The following is a 26,951-nucleotide window of genomic DNA, read 5'->3' on the forward strand; positions in this document are numbered from 1 at the left end:
ATGGAAGAGTCGAAGGAAATTCAGAAACTACATGGTTTCCTGCAGTGTCTGATCTATTTTGCAATTGCGTTAGAGATAAGCGTTTTCGTATATCTGGGCGCCCCATTTTGGGGGATATTCAATATGGGTTTAGAGAAGGTGAAATCAATCATTATATACAAAGAACTGATTTACAGCAAACTTTCTGTACTGTCATTGATCTGTCTGGTCAGTATTGGTACGCTATCCAAAAAAGAGTTAGATTTTGATCCTAAAACAAAAGTTGTTTATCCTTTAACCTTGGGACTCCTTTTTTATTTTGGCAGCATATTTTTTTATGGAAGACCTAGCAGCTTAGTATTTTCATATACTACGGTAACCAACCTGACCTATATGTTTCTGTCGTTGATTGGGGCGGTAATGATCAGTGTGTCGATGGATAATATCTCAAAAATCATTAGATCGGGACTTGGTAAGGATAAATGGAATGTTGAAGCTGAAAGTTTCATGCAACAGACCAAAAAGATTGAGAATCCTTACTCGGTAAATATACCGATGCTTTTCTATTACAAAGGAAAAGTAAGAAAGGGGTGGCTAAATCTGGTGAACGTTTTTCGTGCAACGATTTTGATCGGGACACCTGGGTCAGGAAAATCCTTTTCGGTTGTAAACCCTTTTATCAGGCAGCTGATTGCCAAGTCGTTTACGGTCTGTTTATACGATTTTAAGTTTCCAGATCTAGCAAAGATCGCATATTACCACTTTTTGCAGGGAAAGAAAAAAGGCTTGTTGAAGGATTTTAGTTTTCATGTCATCAACCTGACGGATGTCGAAAAAAGCCGGAGGATAAATCCATTCCGGTGCGATTATATTACTATGTTGGCGGACGCTTCAGAGACAGCAGAAGGAACCGTGGAAGCATTAAAAAAAGGCGATAAGGCCAGCGGGAGTGACGCTTTTTTTACCCAATCAGCAATCAATTTTCTTGCATCATGCATTTATTTTATGAGCAGATATGAAAACGGAAAATATTCCAGTCTTCCACATGTGATGGCTTTTTTAAACCGTTCTTATCAAGAGATTTTTTCAGTACTTTTTACCAATCCTGAATTGGTCTCATTACTATCACCTTTTAAGTCTGCATTCGCCGCGAAGGCCTTTGATCAGCTGGAGGGACAGATCGGAACGCTAAAAATATTTATGAGCCGTATGGCTACAAAGGAAACATTTTGGGTGTTTTCCGGGAATGATTTTGATCTAAAAATTTCGAATCCGAAATCTCCGGGAATTTTAGTAATGGCTAACGATCCCAATACACAGAATATCAATTCTGCATGTTATTCGGTGGTAATCAACCGCCTTACACGGCTGATTAATTCGAAAGGCAACCTTCCTTCTGCAATTTTACTAGATGAAGGTCCCACGCTTTTTGTTCACCGGATCGAGAACCTGATTGCAACGGGTAGATCCAATAAAGTAGCCGTATTAATAGGAATGCAGGAATTGCCCCAGTTCAAACAACAGTATGGAAAAGATACCGCAACAACCATCACTTCCGTAGTTGGCAATGTGCTGTCCGGTTCGGCGAGGAACAAAGAAACGCTTGACTGGCTGGAAAGAATTTTCGGTAAATCGAAACAGATCGGAGAAAGCATTTCTATCGATAGGAGCAAAGTGTCGAAATCAATCAGCGAAAAGCTGGAAGTTTTAATCCCAGCTGGCAAAATCACTACCCTTGGCGCAGGAGAGCTTGTGGGGTTACTTGCCACGGATGCGGATGATAAATATACGGGTGAGTATGAAACCTCAGCTGTAAACTGCAAAATAAACCTGGATCTCAAAGAAATTAAAAAGGAGGAAGAAGGATATGTTGAACTGCCGGATTTTTACGATTTTGGAGGAAAGAAGGAAGAAATCCTCACACGGAATTTTTTGCGGATCAATAAAGAAATCGAATTATTGGTCGCTGGTTTTATGTAGTGTTATGTTTATCAGTGCTAATGGATACGGGGCCATTCAGGATACTGTTTCTTCTAAAAATTGTTATGCGACACTTCCGCTTAAAGTGTTTAAGCTAAATTCTGGATTTGGCTTTAGGCTTCATCCCGTTACCGGCGAAAAAAAATCATTTCATAAAGGGATTGACATCGCAGCAAAAAATGAAATTGTCTGTTCTGTTCTAGATGGACAGGTTGTTAAGGTTGGATATACCCCGATAATGGGAAACTTCGTAACAGTGAAATATGGTAACTATACAGTTTACTATGCACACCTTTCAAAATTATATTGTGTGGTAAACCAAAACCTTTATACGGGATTTCCAATCGGTTTAAGCGGATCGACTGGAAGAACAACTGGCGAACACCTGCATTTAACAGTGCAGCATAAAGGTCTGCCGATCAATCCACTTTATTTCTTAGCAGATATACTTTTTAGAAATGATAATGAGCTTGAGCAGTATCTGAATCTGTAGTTCAAAAAATTGCAGCAGTTGCTGCCCACATAATTTAACCCAAACTTTTAAATACACCCATATGCAGTATTCAAATTTGAATGTGCGCGATCTTCCTGTTGAGGATTTGCGCGAACTCGGACTATTTAAGGATGGGGAGATTAATCTTCCCAAGAACGATATCGATGCATTGCTCTCTGGCATGAGGACTAGCTTAATCAAGCTAAATAATGTCATTCACAGTGGTGTCGAAGTGCAGGAGATGAACGTAAAGCTTTCTCTTGCCAAAAATTCAGATGGAAAAGCGGAGCTTTTAGTTCACCCGGTATACAAACAATCAATTGCGCCGAAAATTATTTCATCAACGGAGGCAGATGATCTGATTACCGGACTTAAAGCAAACCTTATCAAAGAAACCGTTGAAAATGGACAGAATAAAAAACTGATGGTGGAATATGACTGGGACACAAGGGAGTTCATTGTGACTGATACTTCAAGATTACGCGTTCCCGAAATGGTGAATGGTATACCACTAACACCTTATCAAAAAGAGCGTTATGCCAATGGCCGCCAGATTGAAATGCCTGATGGGACTACCTTTCAGGCCAGTAGCGCTACTCCGGATGGAATCCGTTCCAATAGGTTGGCGCTTGTCGTCTCTCTTTTGATGGACGGTGGAATATCCTACCTTCTGCTAACAGGTCTAAAAGCCATGGTTGGCGATCGGGGACTGTTGCCGCAGAAAGATGAGCGGAATGAAAATTATCATAAGGCCCTTCAGGCAGCGGCCGCGCAGAAGTCTACGGTTAAGAACCCTGAAGAAACAACCTCAGCCATATCCAATAATAACGAGTATTCACGTGGATACGGCAGATCAGGGGTGTCGAGATAATCCTGTTCAAACAAAATAATTAAATGAATTTTAACCTTAATTTTTTCAATTATGAATGAGAATAATTTGGAGTACTTACAGAATACATTGAAGTACTTAGGCTTTGGAGATTCTCTTAATGCAGATCTAAAGGAGTCAATTGCACATGGCCCCGTGGGCTTTAAAATCCAGTCTCCCACCAAGGAGATGCCAGATCCGGCTAAAAGATATGAGCCGGAGTTTGGTGATAAGATGACATACGTACTTAGTTTTTCAAAAAGTAAGGAAACCGACATGTATTTTTTTAATAGCTATGAGGCAACACTGAAAAAAGCGGACACAAAGGATCTTATTTCGCAGACCTTTTATATCAATAAAGGGAAAGGAGTTACAGCCAAAGAAAGTTATAACCTGCTGTCGGGACGTGCTGTAAATAAAGATGTTGTTTTAAAGAGTGGCGAAAAAGCGAACCTTTGGCTTAAGTTAGATTTTACCGAACATACTCCAGAGAAGGGTTACGCAATAGATCCTTATGGTAAAAATTATGGCTTTAGTCTTAAAGAAACAGTAGAAACTTTTCACATACTTAACATGGAAAAGCTAGGATTTAAAGATCAGTTGCTCAAAAGTCTTGAACGGGGTAATCTTCATGAGGTATCCTTCATGAAAAATGGAAAGGAAGTAACTGGCTTTGTTACAGCTAATCCTAAGTTTAAAACACTTGATTTCTATGATCGTGATTTAGGGGAGATCTACAGTAAAGCTGTAGACCGCAAGGAACCGGTATTAAAAGAGGAAAAGGAAAAAGAATATGCTCTCGAAGGCGCAATAGAGCCAAAAGTCGAAGAAAAAAAGGGTCGGGGTAGGTAATCACTAATTCAGGTTTGTAATAATGCAGGGGGCTTTTAGTCCCCTGTCTTGTTGTATATGATGTTTTTTAATATCATGGTATCCTATCTGTTGAAACAAATATTTTAATGAAGTAGCTAGCTACTATAACTTAATCAGTATGGAAAGTCAATTAACTGTTGAAATGATTCTAAGACACCACGATCTTACGGTTGAAGAAGTTCTGTCACTACCATTATTCGCAAATTTTACTGTTGATGAAGCAGAAGATCTAATATTAACTGTGAAAAAATTTTCGATTATTGTATTTAATGCCCATCAAAAGTTAGAGAGTGATGATGGAAAAAGCGATTGATTATTACTATATTAAGTGATATACATTAAGGTAAAATTATTATATGTCAGATGTTTTATTTTTTGATTCTTTCGCCAAGGGAAAACAACATAAGCAAGTAACCCGGAGTAAAGAATGTGTTATTTATACCAGAGTGAGTGGTAAAGACCAGGTTGATAACCTCAGCCTAGGTACTCAGCTTAAAGCCTGTACGTCGTACGCTGAAAAGTTTGGTTTCGATATCATGGCCCAATTCGGAGGTACCTATGAGAGTGCGGAGAATGATGAAAGAAAACAATTTACAGCAATGTTATCTTTTGTTAAAAAATATAAAGGAAAAATTTCCGCCATATTAGTTTATAGTCTTGAACGTTTTTCTAGAAATGACAATTCTATTTGGTTAAGTGGTGAACTCAGGAGGTTAGGGATTGAAATTATTTCTGTAACGCAGCCAATTGACACTTCAAATGCATCTGGTCAGATGCAACAAAAATTACTTTTTCTTTTTGGGGAATTTGACAACCAGTTACGCAAGCAAAAGTGTACAGCAGGTATAAGGGAAATGCTGCTACGTGGCGATTGGCCAACCAGTCCCCCTCTTGGTTTTGATATTGATAAATCAGGAAATCGAAGAAAGATAGTGGTCAATGCAAAAGGTAGGTTATTACGTCAGGCATTTGAGTGGAAGGCCTATGAAAATGTCTCCAACGAAGTTATTCGTGACCGTTTGGCGCTGAGGGGATTAAAATTGATCCATCAGCGGATATCTGAAATTTTTAGGAATCCATTTTACTGTGGTTTAATGGTTCATAATATGCTGGAAGGTAAAGTAGTTGAGGGAAATCATGAAAAACTCGTTCCTAGAGAATTATTCTTAAAAGTTAATGGTTTGTTAGATACATTGTCACATGGATTCTCAATCAATGAGGAAAATGTAGATATACCACTTAAACGGTTTATGGTCTGTGCTGAATGTGGTAGGCCTTTAAGTGGGTATTTAGCACGTAAAAAAAATATTCATTATTATAAGTGTAAAACCAAAGCATGTTGTAATAATAAAAATGCTAATGATTTAAACAGAAGGTTCGAAAGGGTTTTGGAATTTTTTAAAATAGAAACGGCAAAAGACTATTTAGAATTAATAAAAAATCAAGTGGTGGCAACCTTTAACCAATTAACTAAACATAAGGAGACAGACCTTATACAGTTGGAGAATAGCTATAGAGAAATTAAAAGTAAAGTAGATCGTCTTGAAGAAAGGTATATTGAGGAGGAGGTTAGTAATGAACTTTATACTAAGTATCATGAAAAATATTCTCAAGAAAAATATGAAATTGAGCGTAATTTAATGACGCTATCAAATAAAAGTTCGAACCTAGTAAAATGTGTCGAATTAGCGATCGAATATGCCACTCAACTGCCTTCTAAGTGGGTTTCTGGTGATTATCATACTAAGCAACAATTGCAATCATTACTATTCCCTAAGGGTATAAGTTATGATAAGAAAAATGATAAAGTTCGAACCAAGGAAATCAATTTTGTGTTTTTGTATATAGCTTATTTTCAGCAGGTTGTCCTTAAAAAGCAAAGAGGCATACCAGAATTGGATCTGAATTATGCCTCTTTTGCCGCTTCGGTAGCGGGGAGCAGGATCGAACTGCCGACCTCAGGGTTATGAATCCTGCGCTCTAACCATCTGAGCTACCCCGCCGGGCTAATATTTACAGATAATGTAAATATTGATGTGGTTATTTTTAAGAGTTGCAAATATAGGATAAATATATATTCAATTAAAAAGAAATTTGAAAAATAGTTTAAGGCATTGGTAGTCAACAAAATTGATTAATTTTTGCAGGTTTACTTCCTCATACCATCCTTTATAAGAGCACTTTTATATAATAAGGTTGCGTTGCATAAAGGTTTTTGTGTAGCGGTCGGTTAAAAAACAGTTCTGGCGCTTAGCGATGTCGGGTATATTATGGTATGATCATGCAAAAACCGCTTCGAATATTGCTTACTCCTTGGAGTGATCAGGTTAACTGCTGAGTAGCTTTTACTGTACTCCATATTCACTGATTGTTTACCTTTTAGGTAATAAATTAGGTAACGCCAGGGTAAAGAATAGGTAAGCAAAGGGTAAGCATGGGGTTAACCTGGTGTACAGAAGAGGTAAGCAAAGGGTAAACAATGGGTAAAGGAATTCGAGGTGTCTTATACTGAAGCAAATTAACCCAATTAAAATAGCTATCCTTTGTCATAACTTTATTCGATCTTTAACAAATTTCAACAATTCCCTGCCTTTCCTAACCATATAAGGCATATAAGCGCCATATTGGTTCAATCGAAAAACACTTTCTGATAGGATAATCATCCAGGTTTTTTATGAGTTGATGGTGCTTGTGAAGATGTTATGAGGTTATAAATCAAATACTTGCTATAGTTTATCGTTAACATGGTCTGCGGGCATGAGGTAAAAAAGGTAATGGCAAAACGAACTAATGACGACTGAACCATAACCAGTGAGCAATGACAAATGAACCAACGCACCACCTCAAACCAATAAAAATTATATTGTTGCAGATATAGAATAAATTACCTTTCTTTAGCAAAAGAATATTAAAAAATTGTCCGGAAATTATCCTGGTAGTGTACTAACATGGCAGAAAAGAAAAAATTTACACTAGAGTACGAAGTTAGATCGTCACCAAGAATATTGTATAGTTTTATAAGTGAGCCAAACGGCTTGTCGCAATGGTTTGCGGATGATGTGAATTTTCGCGATCAGATATATACCTTCACCTGGGATGATGAACAGCAAAAAGCAAAGCTGATTGCCGTTAAGGAAAATAAACTGGTTAAATTTAAGTGGCTGGATGATGAACCTCAATGTTATTTTGAGATGGAAATTGTGCAGGATGAATTAACCAATGATGTAGCCCTCTCCATTACCGATTTTACCACCGATGAGCTTTTAGCAGAGAAAAAATTAATCTGGGATAACCAGATCGATTACCTGATTAGCGTTTTGGGTGCGTAATATTACCTTCGTATTGTTTACCTTTGTAAGGTGAAAAAAATACATCTTCTATTGATAAAAGCATTTGTGAAACCATTCATAGCAACATTTTTTGTTATGATGTTTATCCTGTTAATGTTTTTTCTGTTTAAATGGATTGATGATTTGATAGGAAAAGGTTTCGAATGGTATACCATTCTCGAACTGATGTATTATGCCTCGGCAGCCAATGTATCCATGGCGCTTCCACTTTCGGTATTGCTTTCTTCCATCATGACTTTTGGTACATTGGGCGAAAATTATGAGCTGGTGGCCATCAAATCAGCAGGTATTTCGCTGCAGAAAGCCATGCGCCCATTACTTGTGGTGATTTTGATGCTCACTGTTGCCTCTTTCTTTTTTGCCAACTACATGCTGCCCAAAGCTAACCTCAAATTTGGTTCGCTTTTGTATGATATCAGGAACAAAAAGCTTTCATTTTTAATCAAACCAGGAGTATTTAACAACGAAATTCCAGGGTATGCCATCCGTGTTGATTCGAAGGAGGAAGACGGTACGCTGCACAATATCATGATTTACGATCATCGTGAGAATAATGGGATTCCGAAAGTGATCCTGGCCAGGGAGGGCAAAATGAATAAAACCGCTGATGGAAAGTTTTTAGTGCTTAACCTTAAAAATGGGGTACAGTACGAGGAACAGGCGGCAAAAAACGGTATGTATAATCCAAGGCAGATTTTTACACGAAACCGTTTTAAAGAAACATCACCCCGTTTTGATATGTCGTCTTTTGATGCGAGTACCACCGATCCTAATGCATTCGGAAACAGTACCCCCATGTTAAACCTAAAAGGGATTGTGAAAAAGCGCGATTCACTGACCAAACAATTGGATACAATGAAAATGCGTACGGTCGCTAACCTCACCAGTAATTTTAAACAGTTTAATGTAACTAAAGGTTATACCAGCGTAAAAGCGGTTCCGAAAAATATTGACGACGTCATATTAAAAAGCATTCCGAACGGATCGCGTAAAATGGCCCTTGAGAATGCAACCAACACCGTTGCAAACATTATGCAGCATGTACCCAATTGGGGGCCGCGCCAAACAGATTTAACCGGCGAGATCATTTTTACCACAGTTGAGTATCAGCGCAAATTTACGCTGGCAGCATCCTGCATCCTGTTGTTTTTTATTGGTGCGCCATTAGGCGCCATTATTAGAAAAGGTGGAATGGGTTTGCCTGTAGTAGTGGCTATCTGTTTCTTTCTGGTGTATCATATTATCACCACAGTGGCCGAAAAATCAGCACGTGAAGGTAATTTGAATCCAATATTCGGCATGTGGATTGCCGTGATTGTACTATCTCCCTTAGCCGCCTTTTTAACCTATAAAGCTACTGTAGATTCGGCCTTATTCGATATAGATTATTACAAGCAGCTATTTCTGAAGCTTTTTAAAAGGAAAGAAAAATAGGTTGCTTTTCCTTTACTTACAGATGATATTTTAATCCAAAAATTGCTTAATAAGGTTGTACCTTTGTACGGGTTATCGTTTGTAGTATAAAACCATTTTAATACGCTTTATACACCATTGCCCCATAATGCTTATAAAATGCAAACAAAATTAAACACAATAGAAGAGGCCATCGCAGATATAAAAGCCGGTAAAGTAATTATTGTTGTAGATGATGAAAATAGAGAAAACGAAGGTGATTTTTTAACTGCAGCCGAAAATGCAACACCTGAGATTATTAATTTTATGGCTACTTACGGCCGTGGTTTAATTTGCGCGCCCTTAACAGAAGAACGTTGTAAAGAGTTGAACCTTAACCTCATGGTGGGTAAAAATACGGCAGCTTACGAAACTAATTTTACGGTTTCGGTAGATTTGGTTGGTCATGGCTGCACTACCGGAATTTCGGCAAGCGACCGCTCTAAAACGATGTTGGCTTTGGTTAATCCTAAAACCGACCCTGAAGAGTTGGGTAGACCAGGACATATTTTTCCGTTAATAGCCAAAGATGGTGGTGTCATCCGCCGTGCAGGGCACACCGAGGCTGCGGTAGATTTAGCACGTTTGGCCGGTATGAAACCTGCAGGTTTATTGGTTGAAATTTTAAAAGAAGATGGCGAAATGGCCAGACTTCCTGATTTATTCAAAATTGCCGAGCAGCATCAGCTAAAAATCATATCTATTGAGGATTTAATTGCCTACCGTTTAAAGATAGACAGCCTGATTAAACAGGAGGTTAGCATCGATTTGCCTACTGCTTGGGGCAATTTTAAAATGACAGCTTATACACAGTTAGATAATAATGCTACACATTTAGCTATTTCTAAGGGCGAATGGGATGTAAATGAACCTATTTTGGCACGTGTACACAGTTCTTGTGTTACGGGTGATATCTTTGGGTCGTGCCGTTGCGATTGCGGGCCACAGTTGCATAAAGCATTAGAAATGATTGAAAAAGAAGGTAAAGGTATTGTGGTGTATATGAACCAGGAGGGTAGAGGTATAGGGCTGATTAATAAGTTACGTTCTTATAACTTACAGGATGCTGGTTTTGATACTGTTGAAGCCAATATTAAACTGGGTTTTAAAGGAGATGAACGCGATTACGGTGTAGGTGCTCAAATCCTGCGATCGGAAGGGGTAACTAAAATGCGTTTAATGACCAATAACCCAACCAAAAGGGCAGGGTTAATTGGTTATGGCTTGGAAGTAGTAGAAAACATTCCGATCGAAATTGCAAGTAATGTACATAACGAACGTTATTTAGCAACCAAGAGAGATAAAATGGGCCATTCGATCATGAAAGGATAGTTACAGTTGGCAGTTGATAGTTCGCAGTCAACATTAGCAGTTACAATTGGCAGTTCACAGTTTGAATTGCACGAAGTGAAGACTTATACAAGACCGACAGTTGAGCACGACTCGATTGTTGGTCTTTTTGTTTTTAATAACGCTACCTCCGCTGATTGCCCTTACTTTGGTTAATAATGGCCTCTTTATTAATAGATTTATTCGTTTTAACAGGGGGTTGGCCTTGTCGTCTTTTCAGGTTTCGGCGGTAAGCACCAGAAATTTTTTGAATAAACTCCTTAAAGGTATCAAACTGTTGGGTATACACCAAACCGAATGAAGTTACGTTTGCCGTTGGGCTGATCCCGCTGTTTAAGAATATACTCTGTTGAGTAGGTGGTTTATTCGCTGCTTTCACAGTCAAACTTCCATCTTTTTTGATCAGGAAAAGTGCCTCAACCTCTCTACCCACATTATTCCCGTTGGAGAAATCAATCACGGTAAAATCATTCGCACTGGTTCGGTCTACAATACCTGCATTAATAATTAAACGATCATTAAAGAACTTAAACGATGCATTGGCCTCGCTTAACGAACGTACGTTCAGATCGACAAAATTTAGGTTTAATGAAGAAAGTACGTTATTAAACTGATTAAACACTAATTCGGTAGCGGTACTGGTAGCCGTTGAACTTAACTGGTTGCCAATGGACTGTCCACCGTTTCCAGGGGCAAAACTTCTCCTGATGATTAAACTGAATGCCTGCAGGTTCAGGTTATTTTGATCACTGAAATAGGTCTGAAGCTCTTCTTTAATAGAAGGTTGTGAAGGGAAATCGATATCAAGCTTGATATCTGGTTTCAACAGTAAACCTGTTAAGCCCATTTCTACCTCGGTATTTACCCTTTGGTTGGCATTACTACTGGCATCGCGGTTTGCTGCTTTGTAAAGATCATTTAAACTTGCCCTCAGCGCATATACTGCTTTTAGGTTAATCTGCGCGGCGGTGGGATTACCCGTCCACCGGATGGTTCCACCTTGCCTGATCTCGAATTTTTTGTTAATGATCTCCTGTGCGGTAAAATCAAAACTTCCGGTCTCGATAATATAATCGCCAGACATTTCAAAATCGCCAACACTATTGATGTTTAAGCTCAGCTCGGCATTACCCTTGCCACTTAAATTACCCAGGGTAGTATATATGTTTGCTGTGGTGTTGGGGTCGATAGTTAACTTAAAACTCAGGGTTAAACCCTCAAAGTTGGTTTTTTTCTTGACCACAACAGCCGAATCGCGGCTCACAAAATTAATGAAATCTTTATCCGATACGGTTTCAGAACTGTTTAAAGGCAGGTTAAACACGGTTCCCTTTTCCGTTTTTGCCTTAATATCGATCTTCATGTTATCGGTAGGCCCGGTAAATGTAAATACACCTGTGCCATATGCGCGCCCATAGTAAATGGAATTATCTTTCGCCGTGGTGTTTAAGGCCATAAAGCTGTTCGCATTTATCTTTACGTTTAGTGTAGGATTGTCAATGTTATTTAAATCTACACTACCATTTGCGGTGGCCTCGTGGTCTTCCAAATCTTTCAGTACAAAATCTTCGAGCTTAATTACACTGTTGTTTACCTCAACCTTATCGGTAATTACATAAGTGGTTTTAAGATAGTTTACCATGAGTTGTCCCCGGTCCAGGGATAGGGTTCCATTAATTTCTGGCTTGTCTAACTTTCCTTTTATGGTTAAATCAGCGGAGATATTCCCTTTCAGGTTAGATACCAGTTGCTTAACAAAAGGCTCTAATACGGTGAGCTTACTGTCGTCCATTTTTACAGCAAGGTCTATTTCCTTTTCTTTCAGGTCAAGATTTCCGGTCAGCTTAAAGTTTTCGGAATTGTCGGCTACAATACGGGTAAATACATTCAGTTTTTGGCTTTCATTACTGTACGATGAGGTATCTGTTAAGGTACCAAGATAAATATCATTAAAGTTTAAAGAGTCAACTTTTAGATCATCATTTACCTTAAGTGTTTTTAATACACCATATAAGTCGGTCTTACCGTTAACATTTCCGGCCAGTTTAACGCCGAAACCTTTGGTAAATGGATTAAGGGTTTTTAAGCTGAAATCTTTAAATCCAACACTAATCAAATCTTTGGGGTCTTCAGAAATTAATCCATCTATAGTAACCTGTTGTTTTCCATTGGTTAAATCGAAATTACTGATCTCGGTTTTACCATTGTTGAGTACGATGCGCACTTTCTCCTGGATACGCCATTCTTCATTGTTAATTTTTAGGATAGATGGCAACACGCTCAACCTTGCCGTAGTATCCTGGTTTTTGGTAAATTCTACCAATCCGTTTAAATCGAGCTGATTATCTTCATCGGTGTTAGACATTTTAACGTTGAAGGCCAAACTATCATTCCGCAGGATATTGGAAATGTTTACGTCTTTGATAAACAGACTGTCGTTAAGCTGTACCCGATCGGAAGTTACAATCAGTTGAAGTTGTTGTGTGGTGGTATTTTCATCAAGAATGATATTGTTAACGACTATACCATTGTATTTTATTTTCTTAACGAAGCCATTTAGCGTGGCGGTATTATTGCGCGAATCGAAATCTCCTGTTAAGGTAGCGCCCTCCTCCAATTCTAAGCCCGGTGCCAGTATCTGCGCCAGCGGTTCAAATTTTTTAATCTTTAAGTTAAACTGAAAAATCTGCTTATTGTATTTAATGATGTCGGCCTTTAAAGAGGGGACATAAGTTTTGGCGATAGCCTTGTAATAAGAAGCAATAGAATTTAAGTCATATTCACCTTTAATGCTGGCATCAAAAATATCCGAGCGGATATCAAGCACACGGTTAGCACCTGTTCCATTGGCCATTAACTGAACAGAATCTACACTATAAATACCTTTAGGGTTTTGCAGCCTGATCTCCTGAATTAATAATTTGCCCGATATATTGTTCAGGTTGGTACCTGCAAAATTGGTGGTAAATTTGGCATCCACCATTAAAGAATCCTTCAGCAGTTTTAATGCTTTTAAGCGAGCTTTTGAGATGGTTGCATTAAAATTAAATACCGGTAATTTAGGGTTAAGGTTTACACCTCCATCAAACACCAGTTTAACGTTGCGGTCGTTAATGCTTAGCTTGCCATCAAAATATTTTTTATCAAAAGTGCCATCAATCTTTACGTTACGGTACCGGTATTGGTTAAAATCGATGTAAGTTACATCACCATTTATTTTTTCGGTTAAATCTTTCAGTTCTGTTCCACGCCCTTTCACATATAAGGAAGAACTGATCCGGCCCAGGCTCTTTTCATCTAAGAGATTGCCGATATTGAAATCGTAAGTTTTTACGTTTCCGGTATAGGATGGAACATCCTTTTTATCGATTTTCATGTTCAGATCGGAAACAACCCGGCCCAGTTTGGTCTTAAACTCACCATAGGCAATGAAGTCGTTCTGGAAACCCGTAAAACTCCCGTTGAAATTAATGTTACCAAATTTCTTCACAATTACCGGAACAATTTTCTTTTTGCTGTTGGTAATGCCGGCCAGCACTTCATCAAGATCGGTTTTGTTTGTTCCTGCCATTTCAATGTTCAGATCCATAAAGGTTTCTTTCCATTTTGGCAATCCCTTTAAAATAAAATCGCCTTTTATGTGGGTGGCCTTTCCGGTTTTTAAAGATAGTTTTCTGGCTTTAAGGTTATTCACCAAACCCGTAATCTGACCATCAACATCCAGGTCGAGTTTCATGGTATTCATTTCAGGCGCAAAAAATGCAACATCCCTTGAGGTAATGTGGCTATCTTTAAAGATGGCCTTCATCCGCACACGATCTATATAATGGTTAAAATCTTTGAAGCTTTTAAACCGCATCTGGTAGTAGTTGGTTAAGCGGCTCTGATTGGTTTCGAGCAACAGGTTTTTCAGCTCGATGGCATTACTGTCTACCGTGGTTTGGGCGGTTAAATTTTTCAGGTAAAATCCGCTATGCTCTTTAAAAGTTAGGTTTTTGATATTGGTTTTTAGCAAGTGTTTCTTGGTATCCAATCCTTCAAAAATCCCGCTCAGTTCTTTCACGTTTACATTATCGAAGTTAACACTGCTGCCCTGGATGGTATCTTTTGCATTGTAGTTAATGTACCTGAAAGCAAATTTGTTTAAAATAAGACGGCCAAGATTGATGTCATAAGGTTTGCTTTTCTTTTTCTTTACCTTAGGTTTACCAGAATCGAAGTAGTTAATGATGAAATCGAGATTAGAAGACTTATCTTTGAAATCCTTTAGGAAAAATTGTCCATCATTAATTTGAACGGTATTGATATCGATGATCTTTTTATCAATGGATAATCGGTTAATATCGACCATAAATTGTGGCGTGCTTAATAAAGTGTCTTTTTGTAAATCCAAAACCAATAAATCTTCCAGCACGATAGATTTAAATGGTTTGATGTAAAGACTCTTGATTGATATGGTGGTATTAAGCTCTTTAGACAGGTATGCGGCAGCCCGCTGTGCAAAATAGGTTTGAACAGGTTTAAACTGTAGTGAAAAAATAAGAAGCGCAAGCAGCAAGATTATTGATGCAATTACCCAAAGGAGTATTTTAAATAGTTTTTTAATAATTTTGCAGCTTAAATATTAAATAATTTGTCTGTTATACTTGCTATCGAATCCTCTTGCGATGATACATCCGTTGCTATTTGTAACAACGGCAAAATTACTGCCAATGTTATTGCAAACCAAACAATTCATCAAAATTATGGTGGTGTTATACCTGAATTAGCTTCAAGGGTACATCAGCAAAATATTGTACCTGCTGTACAACAAGCCTTAATTAATGCGAAGGTTACAAAACAGGACATAAATGCTGTAGCTTTTACCCGAGGGCCGGGCCTTTTAGGATCGTTACTGGTTGGTGTTTCTTTTGCAAAATCTTTTGCTTTAGCTTTAAATATACCGTTAATTTCTGTTAATCATATGCATGCGCATATCCTGGCACATTTTATTGACGATCCTAAGCCAGAATTTCCTTTTATCTGTTTAACCGTTTCAGGCGGGCATACTCAAATTGTGTTGGTCAAGGATTATTTTGATATGGAAATTATTGGCGAAACATTGGATGATGCTGCCGGTGAAGCTTTTGATAAAACCGCTAAGCTACTGGCTTTGCCTTATCCTGGCGGACCGTTGATCGACAAACATGCGCAGCATGGAAATCCTTTGGCATTTAAGTTTGCCGAACCGCAAATCGCCGATCTTAATTTTAGTTTTAGTGGTTTTAAAACTTCTATTCTGTATTTTATCAGGAAACAGGAACAACAGAACCCTAATTTTATTGCTGAAAATTTAGATGATATTTGTGCATCGGTACAGCATAGTATTGTGCAGATTTTGCTAAATAAACTAAAAAAAGCAGCAAAACAGTACGGAATTAATGAAATTGCTATTGCAGGAGGTGTTTCGGCAAACTCTGGTTTACGGAATGGCCTGCAACAAACTGCCGATGAACTAGGTTGGAAGATTTATATACCTGCGTTTCAATACTGTACGGATAATGCGGGCATGATTGCCATTGCAGGATACTACAAATATCTGAAGCAGGATTTTGTAGGACAGGATGTATCTCCTATGGCACGGATGGAGTTTTAAAGGTGGTTAATTGGTCATGGGTTCCTTAGTGAATGGTTTATGGCTTATTGCATAATGCTTAGTATTATTGACCCATTCCTTAGTTATCCCTTATTGGTCATGGCGGGAAGGCTTTTTCAACCGACAGGCTGTCCGGACTGCTTGGGGAAGCAATCTTAAAACAATAGCTGTTTGCAGGATGTAAAGGACTCCGTGATGATTAATTATATGGATAAATCCTGAAATAAATTCAGGATGACGCCTGCTTTAGGCAATATAGCCTTAAAAGTAAGTAGATTAAAAACTAGATACCGGCAACTTTGAACTGAAAACTGCATACAGAAAACTGAAGTGGATGATAGCTCTTGAAATAGCTTAACAACTTAACTTCCGGCAATAAAAACTAATAAATAAAACACACATATGACTGGAGCATCATTAATATTTTGGATTATCTGCGCGGTACCTTTAATCGGGCTGTTGTATTGGTTAATCAGAAAAGATAAAAATAAACTTAAAGGAAGCTGGGGTGTAATCATCCTTGGGGCACTGGTTATTGCTGCACTTTTGGTCATCGTTTATGTAACCAAAGATTTTAGTGCCATTTTTAGTCAGAATAATTAATACGGTTAATTCTTATTTAGACCTATTCTAATTAACATCTATTTTCTATCTTTGCCGAAAATTAAAGATAGATGAAAAAAATTATACTGATTGTTACCATCCTCTTTTGTAATCTTCTTTTGCTACATGGCCAAAATGTGAAGATTGAAGGGCATATCAAAGATGGAAGAAATGAAATCCCATATGCAAGCATTTCTGTGCCGGGCCAGAAGATCCAGGCCGATAGCAAGGGTTATTATCGATTGTATGTCAAAAGCGGCTTGCCATTCAATATCCAATTGAGTGCGGTTGGATATAAATTATTTACGCAGCAGATTCCTTTGGTACAGGCCGATACGGTTATCAATTTCATACTCGAACCAATACCTAATACGTTAGATGAGGTGTTAATTTCAACTTCGAGGAAGCCGGAAAACCTCAAAAATGTCACCGCGTCGGTAAGTATTGTAAATAAGCAGAAACTGGAAAGAGAAATGGCCGTTACACCTGATTTGAGTACTATTCTGGCCAATCAGGTGCCTGGTTTTGCGCCTACTGCACAAACAGGAAATAACGTTGGACAGAATTTAAGAGGCCGGCCGATGTTGGTGATGATAGATGGTGTTTCACAGTCCTCGCCGTTAAGAAATGCAGAAGTAGATTTAAGGTCGATAGATCCATCAGTGCTTGAACGTATAGAAGTGGTAAAAGGGGCTACTGCCATTTATGGTAATGGAGCTGCAGGTGGTTTGGTGAATTACATCACCATGGTTCCGGATACAGCTGCGAGCTTTGCAGGTAAAACCCAGCTTAATTTAAACGGATCTTTGGTTAAGGTTAAAAATTCTGGAGGAGGTAGAATCAACCAGATGTTTTATGGGAAGCTGGGCAAATTTGATTATGTGTTGAGTGGCCTGTACGAGCAAACCGGTGAATATAAAGATGCAAAAGGCGATGTGGTAGGACCAAACTATAGTTTAGGGGAAACAGACACCTATAATGCTTTTGCCAAGTTTGGTTATATGCCTGCAAAAAACCAGCGCATTCAGCTTACCTATAATACATACAGCAGTTTGCAGAACAGCAATTTTACTTTAGTTAATGGTAACCTGGCAACTGGTCAAAAAGCTACAGGTGTTTTAGGGAAAGCCCTTGGTATCCCGACCGGAGTTGATTATAATCACAATTTAAACCTCTCGTATAAAATTGATAGTACCTTTCTGCATTCCAGTTTGCATGCAGATGTTTATTACGAAACCCGAAAGGATGTGTTTTATGTTTCTTTAGGCCGTTTTGATGGAGGTGATGGCCAGTCGCTTGCCAAAAATGATAAAAGGGGAGCACGTTTATTTTTGGAAACGCCGATACTAAACCTTAACGCTTTGAAAATGAAGCTGGCCTATGGCGCAGATTTGATGAAAGACAAAACGGCACAGCCACTGGTTGATGGTAGGGTATGGGTGCCTACAATGGACATGACCAATATCGCACCTTTTGCGCAGGCAGATTTTAATATTTTGAGCAAGCTCGTATTTAAAACGGGTTTGCGTTACGAAAATGTAAATATAGCCGTTGATGATTACCGGACCTTAAGAACTACAGGCGCAAACAATGCAACTATTACCCCATCTTTTGCTGTGGCCGGAGGAAATTTAAAATACAATACCTATCTTTTTAATGCAGGTTTAAGATATAATCAATTTAATGTGTTCAGTCCTTTTGTAAGTTTCTCTCAGGGGTTTTCTGTAATGGACATTGGCCTGGCTTTACGTGATGCCAAAGTCAATAGCATTGATAAGATTAATACAGATGCAGTAAAAGTTAACAATTATGAACTTGGTTTTGAAAGCAGGGTTGCTGGATTAGTATTTTCGGCATCAGGTTATATCAGTACATCTAAGCTGGGTATTGAAGTGGTTTATGATCCTGCTACAGGCCTTTTCAATACGGCCCGGAATCCTGAAAAAATTTATGGGTTTGAGCTGGCTGCCGATTACCATCTGTTCGATCAGTTAGCATTGTCGGCAAGTTACAGTTATACTGAAGGCAAGCGCGACATTGACAAAAATGGAAAGTTTAACGATGCAGTTGATATGTATCTTAATGGTCGACGTATTTCGGCGCCAAAAGTTACGGCTTCCGTTACCTATAGTCCGTTAAAGGTGTTAGATTTAACCCTAAATTATACCGGTATCAATTCGCGCAATAGATTTGAGAAAAACGGCAATGGGGTATACAATGGCAATGAAGGCGCTGTTAAAGCGTATCATTTGTTCAGCTTTGCAGGAATTTATCAGGTTAAAAAGAATACCAGACTTACTTTGGGTATCGATAACATTTTTAATCAGGATTATTTTCCGGCCAGAGCGCAATGGTTTATGCAACCTGGTTTTTATTCGAAAGGAAGAGGTACTTCGGTAAACTTTGGCATTTCGGTTAGTTATTAGCCAGATGCTAAACTAAAAAAGCGTCCCGATTTAACATCGGGACGCTTTTTTAGTTTCATACTGAAATTGATCAGGCTTATTTTTCTGCGAGATGCTCCCCAGTTACTTCAGTTTTAATCTTAGTTTCCAGTTCTTCTGCAAGTTCAGGATTATCACTCAATAATTGTTTCACAGCATCTCTACCCTGACCAAGTTTGGTATCTCCGTAGGAGAACCATGAACCTGCTTTCTTGATGATGCCAAAATCAACACCTAAGTCGATAATCTCACCATTTTTAGAGATACCTTCCCCAAACATCACATCAAATTCGGCAATACGGAAAGGCGGAGCCACTTTATTTTTAACAATTTTTACTTTAACACGGTTACCGGAAACTTCGTCAGAATCTTTGATTTGAGAAATACGGCGAATATCCAAACGTACTGATGCATAAAATTTCAAGGCATTACCACCGGTTGTAGTTTCAGGGTTGCCGAACATTACCCCAATTTTATCACGTAATTGGTTGATAAAAATACAGCAACATCCGGTTTTTGAAATTGTTCCGGTTAATTTACGTAAGGCCTGGCTCATTAAACGGGCATGTAAGCCCATTTTACTATCGCCCATTTCGCCCTCAATTTCACTTTTTGGAACCAATGCCGCAACAGAGTCGATTACAATCACATCTATAGCACCAGAACGGATTAAATTATCGGCAATTTCCAATGCCTGCTCACCATTGTCAGGTTGAGAGATCAACAGGTTATCGGTATCTACACCCAGTTTCTTCGCATAAAACTGATCGAAAGCATGCTCTGCATCGATAAAAGCAGCAATACCACCTTTTTTCTGTGCTTCGGCGATAATGTGTGTAGCTAAAGTTGTTTTACCAGAAGATTCTGGGCCATAAATTTCGATAATACGGCCTTTTGGAATACCGCCAATGCCTAAAGCAATATCTAAACTGATTGATCCGGTAGAAATAAAATCTATCGGTTCAACAGCAGTATCGCCAAGTTTCATAATGGTACCTTTACCATATGATTTTTCTAATTTATCTAAAGTGAGTTGTAGTGCTTTTAATTTATCTGGATTTGCAGTGCTCATTTCTTTTTTCATTGATTACGTAAATATAATTGATTATCGGCTAATATGCTAAAGGTTTGGTATTTTTAATACTAAAATATTTAGCTAATGTAAGGCTTTTTTAGCTAATGTCAATAGTAAATTAAAAATATTTCTAAGTTTTTAGTTTATCTCTTTCGTTTTGGGCGGTTAAACGTTCGAAATACCTGCACATGTAGGTGATTTCACAAACATCACATTTGGGGTTCCGGGCCACACAAACGTAGCGTCCGTGCAAAATAAGCCAGTGATGTGCAATATGAATGTCGTGTTCCGGAAGGTTTTTCACCAGATCCTTTTCAACTGCCAAAGGAGTTTTGCCATTGGTTAAGCCCAGGCGGTTGGCCACACGGAAAACATGGGTATCAACTGCCATTGCCGGTGCATTGTAAATTACCGATGCAATCACATTGGCTGTTTTGCGCCCAACTCCCGGCATTTTTTGAAGCTCGTTTACCTCCGATGGCACCACATCATTAAATTCGTTCAGTAGCATGTTGGCCATGCCCACCAGGTGTTTTGCCTTATTGTTGGGGTAACTGATGCTCCTGATATAATCAAAAACAATATCGGGTGTAGCTTCAGCGAGTGACTTTGCATTTGGAAAACGTTGAAAAAGAGCAGGAGTTACCATGTTCACCCTTTTGTCGGTACATTGTGCCGAGAGGATTACCGCTACTAAAAGCTGATAAGGATTATTATAATGTAACTCGGTTTCTGCATCAGGCTGCTTGGCCGAAAAATGTTCTACAAAAAGTTTGTAGCGTTCTTTTTTAAGCATGTGCAAATATAGGTTAAAGATGGAAAATGTAACTGCCAAATTGGAAGAAGAGCATATAGAACGGAAGAACCAGAAGATAAATTGTAATTTGTCGCTATGAATGATATAGGAACCTTTCAGCCCTGACCAGATTTGACGGGCAAGGTAAAAACATTGATCAGTTCAGGATTGGGAGCGCAATTTGGTGCTAAGATTAAGGTTTTTTCCTGTTTTCCGCTTTTACGCTTCGCTACCTCGTACCTCGTTGCTGCAGGGTAACGCTGCAACCAGGGCTAGGTGGGCAATACTGTATTTCATTTTTAGGGTTTGCAGGCGGTATAATCCATTGTTTCTGCAGCCGATCAGATAGATATTGGCTAGCGCGGGATATTACTAAAGGGTTGGCTGTTTTTACACTAACCTTTGTATAATAAACCCGGTAGGAGCTGGCATCCCTGCTTTTTCTGTCGGGATAAAGCGGATAACGGGACTGCGGCATCCAAAGAATTACTGAACTTCCGTTTCCAAAGCACCAAAAGAAATACTGAACTACCTGTTAGCGTAGCCGAAAGATCTTAATTTGTTTAAATATAGTTAATTGCTTAAGGTCAAACGTCCGGCATACCGTAGCGCCATAATTATGTAAACATTTCCGCTAAAAGTATAAGATTATAAAAAGTTATACCGGTAGTTTTGCTTAAAATTTAAACGCAAAATGAAAACTTTTATTAGATTATTGACCATCCATCTCCTTGCATTGATTGTGGCTGGCAGTGTTTCATCACAGGAAAAAGCAGCATCAGTTGATCCTTTACAAGCCTATTACGATATTAAAGAGGCTTTAATCAGCAGTAATGCAAGTTTGGCCGGAGCAAAGGCAACTCAATTGATTAATGCAATAAAAGCCAATGAAAAAACCGGTGCTTCGAAAGTATTGCGGGAGAAAATATTATCGGAAGCTGAGCATATTGCCGGGAGCAAAGATATCGAACATCAAAGAGATCGTTTTACTTCCTTATCAACCGATTTTTATGCCTTTGCAAAAGCGATAAAACTGAATGATAAGCCTGTTTATTATGCCTATTGTCCGATGAAAAAAAGCTATTGGCTAAGCGATAGTGAGGCGATCAGAAATCCATATTATGGTGATAAAATGTTAACTTGTGGCAAGATAGCCGAAGTGTTTAAATAAAATATGCAATAAAATGAAGTTTATTTTAGTTTGTTGCCTTGGTATTTTGCTTTATAGTTCTGCTTTTGCCCAACATCAGCATAACGAGGTAAAAGCAGCCAGCCCCGGAAAAGCTTTCCGGCAAGCAAGCACTGATGCAGCTTTAGGCAGCAGCGGGTCGCCCAGCGTGGTACGTTATGATCTGTACGTTGCCGATACAATGGTTACTTTTGGCGGAAAACCTAAGCGAGCCATTGCAGTTAACGGACAGATACCTATGCCAACGCTAACCTTTACCGAAGGAGATACTGCAGAAATACATGTGCACAATAAACTAAAAGAATCAACCTCCTTACATTGGCACGGACTATTTTTGCCTAACCGCTATGATGGCGTTCCTTACCTTACACAAATGCCCATCAAACCAAATGAAACCCATGTTTACCGTTTTCCTATTATACAGAACGGTACCCATTGGTACCATAGTCACTCGGGTTTGCAGGAGCAGATTGGCATGTATGGCGCGATGATTTTAAATAAAAGAAAAGAGCCGGTTATACCTACTGTACCTGTTGTTTTAAGTGAGTGGACCAATATGAAACCTCATGAAGTGGATAGGCGGTTGCACAATGCGAACGACTGGTTCGCCATCAAAAAAGGTACAACACAAAGTTATGCTGAAGCCATAAAAAATGGGCACTTTAAAACCAAACTCACTAACGAACTGAAACGGATGACTGCTATGGATGTGAGTGATGTGTATTATGAAGCGTTTTTAGTAAACGGAAAAAATCAGTACCAGGCGCCAAACAAACTGAAGGCAGGAGATAAGGTCAGGTTGCGCATAGCTAACGGAGGGGCATCCAGCTATTTTTGGCTTACTTATGCCGGTGGTAAAATAACAGTAGTGGCCAGTGATGGTAACGATGTGACGCCTGTAGCGGTAGACCGGATGATGATTGCTGTATCTGAAACTTATGATGTAATAGTAACCATTCCTGAAAATAAAAGTTACGAATTTTTGGTCACACCTGAAGACCGCACCGGATCGGCATCTCTGTGGCTGGGCAGCGGACAGCAGGTAGCTGCTCAGAAACTGCCCGGATTGAAATATTTCGAAGGCATGAAAATGATGAACGAAATGATGGACATGAATGGTAATATGGTGCAGATGGATGGCATGAAAATGCAGAATCAGGTAATGGACATGAATAAGGTAATGTATCCTGAACTTGATGGTAAGGGTGCAGATACCAACGTTTCTGGTGAACATAAAGACCATAATATGGGGAATGACCATGCCTCGAAAACACCCATCAAAACATTAAATTACAATATGCTGCGCGCACCCGAGAAAACGGTTCTGCCTAAAGCACCCACCCGGCAGATGGAGTTTCAGTTAACGGGCAATATGAACCGTTATGTTTGGACCTTAGACGATAAGACCATCTCGGAAGCAGATAAAATCCTCATCAGAAAAGGTGAGAACCTACGCATTATTTTATACAATAACAGTATGATGCGCCATCCGATGCACCTGCATGGGCATGATTTCAGGGTGATTAATGGTCAGGGCGATTACGCTCCTTTAAAAAATGTACTCGATATCATGCCAATGGAACGCGATACCATTGAGTTTAGGGCTTCAGAAAGTGGTGACTGGTTTTTTCACTGCCATATTTTGTACCATATGATGAGCGGTATGGGTAGAATTTTCAGCTATGAAAATTCGCCCTTGAACCCTGAAATTCCAAACCCTAAACTGGCACAGCGAAAACTTTTTGCCGATGACAGGATGTTCCATTTTATGGCCGAAAATGATTTTGCGAGCAATGGAAATGATGGGATGGCGATGTTGGCCAATACACGTTGGCGTATTGGAACCGAGTGGCGCCTGGGTTATACTAAAATGCATGGCTTTGAAACCGAAACCCATATTGGCCGGTACATCGATCGGATGCAATGGTTAATGCCTTTTGTAGGTTTCGACTGGCGGTACAGGAAAATGGAAGTTGGCGAACAGGAGAAAAATATTTTTGGTCAGAAAAATACGAAAGATAACAGAAGCATGTTTAGCTTCGGGTTGGCTTACACGCTGCCCATGTTGTTGATAGCCCAGGCGGAGGTTTACCACAATGGCAATGTGCGTTTGCAGTTAATGCGTGAAGACATACCCGTTTCCAGGCGTTTAAGGGCAAGTTTTATGGTAAACAGTGATAAAGAATTTATGGGCGGACTTAGATTTATAGCCACTAAATACATGGGAATTTCTGCACACTATGATAGCGATATGGGCTTTGGTGCAGGTTTAACGCTTAATTATTAATCTAACCATTCGTAATCTCCCGCAACAATTTATCGCATTTGGCAAAAGCGTTGTACAGATACTTATTGCGGTGTTTTTCTCCCTGGCCACTGAAAGAAACAGATTTCATAATCAGGCCCTGCATCCATAGTTTGGTTTGTTTACAATAGGCCTGGTCTTCGGTTTTAATCAATAGTCTAGTGAAAAGAAGTAGCTGGTGCTTTAATCTTTTCTGTTGCCCCCTGATTGCTTTTGATCAGCCAGAAGGCAAATAATGCACCTATTAAAGCCATAGCGGCACCCACATAAGCAGGTGAGGTATAATCGAACCCATAAACCAACGGAAGCCCGCCAAAGAAAGCACCTAATGCATTACCGATATTAAAACTCGCCTGACTGGCAGAGGCTGCCAGCATTTCGGAGCCTTTGGCACTTTGAATCATCAACATCTGGATGGGTGCTGCCAGTGAGAAAGCCACAGCACCGGTAACAAACGTCATCATCAAAGCTAAGGGCTGGCTTGCAGATACAAAGTGTACAATGGTTAAGGTAACCACCATAGTGAGCAATAAAGCTGCTGATGCTTTGGCTGGGGAAAATTTATCGGCCAGACGTCCGCCAATGTAATTGCCGAACATCATACCCAAACCCGCGAGCATTAATATATAAGTTACCGCATTTGGAGAAAAGCCTGCAACATCTGTCATTAATGGAGCAATGTAACTGTACCAGGTAAATAACCCACCCGTACCGATAGAGATCATAAAAATAATGATCCATGCTTCTCTTTTTTTGAAGAAACTTAATTCAGCTTTTAAATCTCTGTTTTTTGTTGCTTCTAAAGCAGGTAACCATAATTTTAAACTTAATAAGGTTACCAAACCCACAAATACCACCACAGCAAAAGATATACGCCAGGAGAAATTGTGACCGATAAAGGTGCCTAATGGTACGCCTACTATGTTGGCAACGGTTAAGCCCATAAACATGAGCGATACGGCCTGTGCGGCTTTCCCCTTTTCGGCTATTCTGCTGGCTACTACCGATCCTACGCCGAAAAATGCCCCATGAGGTAAGCCTGAAAGCAGTCGGGCAACAAATAAGGTATTGAATGACGGGGCAAAAGCAGAAAAGGCGTTAAAAACAGTAAACATGACCATCAATGCAATCAATATCATTTTTGGCGGATATTTACCTGCAATCATAATCAGCAAAGGGGCACCGATTACCACACCTAATGCATAAGCAGAGATTAAATGCCCGGCCTGCGGAATAGTTACTGTTAGGTCTTTAGCGATATCGGGCAATAGGCCCATCATTACAAATTCAGTGATCCCAATGCCTAAACCGCCTAAAGTAAGTGGAAGTAAGTTCTTGTTCATAGTGCCCTTAGTGTTAAAATTACACTATGCAAAGGTAGAGCTTTTTATGGTAGAGATTGTAAAAATTAGGACATTTATGAGGGGATGGATGATGGGTAAGGGAAGATATTTTTTACAAGTTCTTTTGTCAGGTCCTGAAACAAGTTCAGGATAACGAATGGCAAGGTCGATTTAAAGTTGAAAGATTCAAACCACTAACCATAGTTCAATTTCGATGGGCAGTTATTAATTGACCGTTGGCAATTCTACTAATGAACCAATGGCTAATGAAGAACTGAACTATAAAAAAGGTTACCCCACCCTGTGGAATAACCTTTTTACAAGTGAAAAATTTATAACGACCTGCTGTAAGCTAGAATCTTGTTGATGGTTTCATCTTGAGGATTTTTAGCAAGTCTATCTAACTTACCTTTTATTTGATCATAAAATAAGTCGATTTCTGCGTCCGATTCGATGTCAGTTCTAGGCTGAAACATGTTGGGTGTAGGTAAATTTACATTGTTTTTTGATGTAGAGGTTTTTGTCATAAGCAGCTAAATGTGATAAGTTTTATAAACTTAACGATAGTTCAGATGCTTTATTTCAAACCCGCAAAAAAATTATGTAACATTTTTACTACCCTTTATAGGTCATCTCTTTTGTTTTGAGCATTTTACGCAAATTACTCAATGCATAACGCATACGCCCCAAGGCTGTATTGATGCTTACATCGGTTAAATCTGCGATCTCTTTAAAGCTCAAATCGGCATAATGGCGCATCAGGAGTACTTCTTTCTGTTCATCAGGCAGTAAATGGATCAAGGCTTTCAGATCTTTATGGGTTTGATCGCGAAGCATTTTATCTTCTGCACTTTCATCATAAAAGTGTAGCATATTGAATACATCCATTCCATCAGCACTGGTGATGATCGGTGTTCTCTTTTCTCTTCTGAAATAATCGATAACCAGGTTATGTGCAATACGCATTACCCAGGGTAAAAATTTACCTTCTTCGTTATATCTTCCCGATCGCAGGGTATTGATCACCTTTATAAAAGCATCCTGGAATATATCCTCAGCCAGATATTGGTCTTTTACCAATAAGTATATAGAGGTATAAATTTTACTTTTATGTCTTCTCAGAAGCTCCTGCAATCCATTCTCGTTCCCGGCAATATATAACTTTACCAGGTCCTGATCATTATATGATTGTAAATTCATAGGTTTACCTACACTA

20 protein-coding genes and 1 tRNA gene are annotated in these 26,951 nt (G+C 39.1%); 14 read left to right on the forward strand and 7 right to left on the reverse strand.

Features of this window, described 5'->3' with window-relative positions:
* The 6 genes from ACK1I8_RS00855 (at position 1) to ACK1I8_RS00880 (ending at position 6,163) form a co-directional block, all read left to right on the forward strand.
* Positions 1 to 1,959: a type IV secretory system conjugative DNA transfer family protein gene (locus ACK1I8_RS00855; protein ID WP_090985760.1), complete on the forward strand. Its 1,959-nt coding sequence runs from the start codon at positions 1 to 3 to the stop codon at positions 1,957 to 1,959.
* Positions 1,960 to 1,963: 4 nt separating this feature from the next.
* Entirely contained in the window at positions 1,964 to 2,452 is a 489-nt protein-coding gene (locus tag ACK1I8_RS00860) for a M23 family metallopeptidase (protein WP_159435272.1), read from the forward strand.
* 61 nt (positions 2,453 to 2,513) lie between these two features.
* The gene (locus ACK1I8_RS00865; RefSeq protein WP_090985758.1) at positions 2,514 to 3,323 is read left to right on the forward strand and encodes a DUF4099 domain-containing protein; all 810 of its coding nucleotides are present in this window, start codon (positions 2,514 to 2,516) and stop codon (positions 3,321 to 3,323) included.
* 51 nt (positions 3,324 to 3,374) lie between these two features.
* On the forward strand, positions 3,375 to 4,172 hold the full coding sequence (locus tag ACK1I8_RS00870; RefSeq protein WP_090985756.1) for a hypothetical protein: 798 nt from the start codon (positions 3,375 to 3,377) through the stop codon (positions 4,170 to 4,172).
* Between the two features lie 139 nt (positions 4,173 to 4,311).
* The gene (locus ACK1I8_RS00875) at positions 4,312 to 4,506 is read left to right on the forward strand and encodes a hypothetical protein (protein WP_090985754.1); all 195 of its coding nucleotides are present in this window, start codon (positions 4,312 to 4,314) and stop codon (positions 4,504 to 4,506) included.
* A 43-nt stretch (positions 4,507 to 4,549) separates the two neighbouring features.
* Positions 4,550 to 6,163 carry a recombinase family protein gene (locus tag ACK1I8_RS00880; RefSeq protein ID WP_090985752.1) on the forward strand — a complete coding sequence of 538 codons (1,614 nt, stop codon included), beginning with the start codon at positions 4,550 to 4,552 and terminating at the stop codon, positions 6,161 to 6,163.
* Here the strand turns inward: ACK1I8_RS00880 and ACK1I8_RS00885 are convergent.
* A tRNA-Met gene (locus ACK1I8_RS00885) sits at positions 6,123 to 6,196 on the reverse strand. The two genes, ACK1I8_RS00880 and ACK1I8_RS00885, sit on opposite strands and share 41 nt — an antisense overlap.
* Before the next feature lie 945 nt (positions 6,197 to 7,141).
* Here ACK1I8_RS00885 and ACK1I8_RS00890 point away from each other — a divergent pair.
* From ACK1I8_RS00890 to ACK1I8_RS00900, 3 genes are all read left to right on the forward strand, one after another.
* A complete protein-coding gene (locus tag ACK1I8_RS00890) occupies positions 7,142 to 7,522 on the forward strand; it encodes an START-like domain-containing protein (protein ID WP_412467487.1) in 381 nt (126 codons plus the stop codon).
* 30 nt (positions 7,523 to 7,552) lie between these two features.
* The gene (locus ACK1I8_RS00895) at positions 7,553 to 8,977 is read left to right on the forward strand and encodes an LptF/LptG family permease (protein ID WP_412467488.1); all 1,425 of its coding nucleotides are present in this window, start codon (positions 7,553 to 7,555) and stop codon (positions 8,975 to 8,977) included.
* A gap of 138 nt (positions 8,978 to 9,115) precedes the next feature.
* Positions 9,116 to 10,327: a bifunctional 3,4-dihydroxy-2-butanone-4-phosphate synthase/GTP cyclohydrolase II gene (locus tag ACK1I8_RS00900; RefSeq protein ID WP_412467489.1), complete on the forward strand. Its 1,212-nt coding sequence runs from the start codon at positions 9,116 to 9,118 to the stop codon at positions 10,325 to 10,327.
* Positions 10,328 to 10,469: 142 nt separating this feature from the next.
* On the opposite strand, the gene ACK1I8_RS00905 is transcribed toward ACK1I8_RS00900, so the two are convergent.
* Entirely contained in the window at positions 10,470 to 14,903 is a 4,434-nt protein-coding gene (locus ACK1I8_RS00905; RefSeq protein WP_412467490.1) for a translocation/assembly module TamB domain-containing protein, read from the reverse strand.
* 75 nt (positions 14,904 to 14,978) lie between these two features.
* Here ACK1I8_RS00905 and tsaD point away from each other — a divergent pair, with 75 nt between their 5' ends.
* The 3 genes from tsaD (at position 14,979) to ACK1I8_RS00920 (ending at position 19,009) form a co-directional block, all read left to right on the forward strand.
* Complete coding sequence (tsaD, locus tag ACK1I8_RS00910) at positions 14,979 to 15,980, forward strand: tRNA (adenosine(37)-N6)-threonylcarbamoyltransferase complex transferase subunit TsaD (RefSeq protein WP_412467491.1); 1,002 nt, start codon at positions 14,979 to 14,981, stop codon at positions 15,978 to 15,980.
* A gap of 402 nt (positions 15,981 to 16,382) precedes the next feature.
* Entirely contained in the window at positions 16,383 to 16,583 is a 201-nt protein-coding gene (locus ACK1I8_RS00915; protein WP_145859857.1) for a hypothetical protein, read from the forward strand.
* Positions 16,584 to 16,654: 71 nt separating this feature from the next.
* Positions 16,655 to 19,009, forward strand: a complete 2,355-nt coding sequence (locus ACK1I8_RS00920; RefSeq protein WP_412467492.1) for a TonB-dependent receptor — start codon at positions 16,655 to 16,657, stop codon at positions 19,007 to 19,009.
* A 76-nt stretch (positions 19,010 to 19,085) separates the two neighbouring features.
* On the opposite strand, the gene recA is transcribed toward ACK1I8_RS00920, so the two are convergent.
* On the reverse strand, positions 19,086 to 20,099 hold the full coding sequence (gene recA, locus ACK1I8_RS00925) for a recombinase RecA (protein ID WP_412467493.1): 1,014 nt from the start codon (positions 20,097 to 20,099) through the stop codon (positions 19,086 to 19,088).
* Between the two features lie 133 nt (positions 20,100 to 20,232).
* A complete protein-coding gene (gene nth, locus ACK1I8_RS00930) occupies positions 20,233 to 20,898 on the reverse strand; it encodes an endonuclease III (protein ID WP_412467494.1) in 666 nt (221 codons plus the stop codon).
* A gap of 694 nt (positions 20,899 to 21,592) precedes the next feature.
* On the opposite strand from nth, the gene ACK1I8_RS00935 reads away from it, so the two are divergent.
* The gene (locus ACK1I8_RS00935) at positions 21,593 to 22,069 is read left to right on the forward strand and encodes a DUF3347 domain-containing protein (protein ID WP_412467495.1); all 477 of its coding nucleotides are present in this window, start codon (positions 21,593 to 21,595) and stop codon (positions 22,067 to 22,069) included.
* A gap of 13 nt (positions 22,070 to 22,082) precedes the next feature.
* Positions 22,083 to 24,374 carry a multicopper oxidase domain-containing protein gene (locus ACK1I8_RS00940; RefSeq protein WP_412467496.1) on the forward strand — a complete coding sequence of 764 codons (2,292 nt, stop codon included), beginning with the start codon at positions 22,083 to 22,085 and terminating at the stop codon, positions 24,372 to 24,374.
* A 1-nt stretch (position 24,375) separates the two neighbouring features.
* Here the strand turns inward: ACK1I8_RS00940 and ACK1I8_RS00945 are convergent, their stop codons facing one another.
* The 3 genes from ACK1I8_RS00945 to ACK1I8_RS00955 all read right to left on the reverse strand — a co-directional run bounded on the left by ACK1I8_RS00945 (position 24,376) and on the right by ACK1I8_RS00955 (position 26,935).
* On the reverse strand, positions 24,376 to 24,546 hold the full coding sequence (locus ACK1I8_RS00945; protein ID WP_412467497.1) for a hypothetical protein: 171 nt from the start codon (positions 24,544 to 24,546) through the stop codon (positions 24,376 to 24,378).
* Between the two features lie 4 nt (positions 24,547 to 24,550).
* Positions 24,551 to 25,735: an MFS transporter gene (locus ACK1I8_RS00950; RefSeq protein ID WP_412467498.1), complete on the reverse strand. Its 1,185-nt coding sequence runs from the start codon at positions 25,733 to 25,735 to the stop codon at positions 24,551 to 24,553.
* A 615-nt stretch (positions 25,736 to 26,350) separates the two neighbouring features.
* Positions 26,351 to 26,935, reverse strand: coding sequence for an RNA polymerase sigma factor (locus ACK1I8_RS00955; protein ID WP_412467499.1), 585 nt, complete (start codon positions 26,933 to 26,935; stop codon positions 26,351 to 26,353).
* Between the last annotated feature and the right edge of the window lie 16 nt (positions 26,936 to 26,951).

The organism is Pedobacter sp. KLB.chiD (assembly GCF_047040275.1).
In the GTDB taxonomy this organism is placed as follows: Bacteria; Bacteroidota; Bacteroidia; order Sphingobacteriales; family Sphingobacteriaceae; genus Pedobacter.

What these genes read in the sequence shown, in the direction of transcription:
- ACK1I8_RS00920 (WP_412467492.1), top strand. Translation starts at nt 16,655, where the DNA reads ATGAAAAAAATTATACTGATTGTTACCATCCTCTTTTGTAATCTTCTT.
- ACK1I8_RS00890 (WP_412467487.1), top strand. Translation starts at nt 7,142, where the DNA reads ATGGCAGAAAAGAAAAAATTTACACTAGAGTACGAAGTTAGATCGTCA.
- ACK1I8_RS00915 (WP_145859857.1), top strand. Translation starts at nt 16,383, where the DNA reads ATGACTGGAGCATCATTAATATTTTGGATTATCTGCGCGGTACCTTTA.
- ACK1I8_RS00935 (WP_412467495.1), top strand. Translation starts at nt 21,593, where the DNA reads ATGAAAACTTTTATTAGATTATTGACCATCCATCTCCTTGCATTGATT.
- ACK1I8_RS00870 (WP_090985756.1), top strand. Translation starts at nt 3,375, where the DNA reads ATGAATGAGAATAATTTGGAGTACTTACAGAATACATTGAAGTACTTA.
- ACK1I8_RS00860 (WP_159435272.1), top strand. Translation starts at nt 1,964, where the DNA reads ATGTTTATCAGTGCTAATGGATACGGGGCCATTCAGGATACTGTTTCT.
- ACK1I8_RS00865 (WP_090985758.1), top strand. Translation starts at nt 2,514, where the DNA reads ATGCAGTATTCAAATTTGAATGTGCGCGATCTTCCTGTTGAGGATTTG.
- ACK1I8_RS00875 (WP_090985754.1), top strand. Translation starts at nt 4,312, where the DNA reads ATGGAAAGTCAATTAACTGTTGAAATGATTCTAAGACACCACGATCTT.
- ACK1I8_RS00855 (WP_090985760.1), top strand. Translation starts at nt 1, where the DNA reads ATGGAAGAGTCGAAGGAAATTCAGAAACTACATGGTTTCCTGCAGTGT.
- ACK1I8_RS00900 (WP_412467489.1), top strand. Translation starts at nt 9,116, where the DNA reads ATGCAAACAAAATTAAACACAATAGAAGAGGCCATCGCAGATATAAAA.
- ACK1I8_RS00880 (WP_090985752.1), top strand. Translation starts at nt 4,550, where the DNA reads ATGTCAGATGTTTTATTTTTTGATTCTTTCGCCAAGGGAAAACAACAT.
- ACK1I8_RS00950 (WP_412467498.1), bottom strand. Translation starts at nt 25,735, where the DNA reads ATGAACAAGAACTTACTTCCACTTACTTTAGGCGGTTTAGGCATTGGG.
- nth (WP_412467494.1), bottom strand. Translation starts at nt 20,898, where the DNA reads ATGCTTAAAAAAGAACGCTACAAACTTTTTGTAGAACATTTTTCGGCC.
- recA (WP_412467493.1), bottom strand. Translation starts at nt 20,099, where the DNA reads ATGAGCACTGCAAATCCAGATAAATTAAAAGCACTACAACTCACTTTA.
- ACK1I8_RS00955 (WP_412467499.1), bottom strand. Translation starts at nt 26,935, where the DNA reads ATGAATTTACAATCATATAATGATCAGGACCTGGTAAAGTTATATATT.
- ACK1I8_RS00940 (WP_412467496.1), top strand. Translation starts at nt 22,083, where the DNA reads ATGAAGTTTATTTTAGTTTGTTGCCTTGGTATTTTGCTTTATAGTTCT.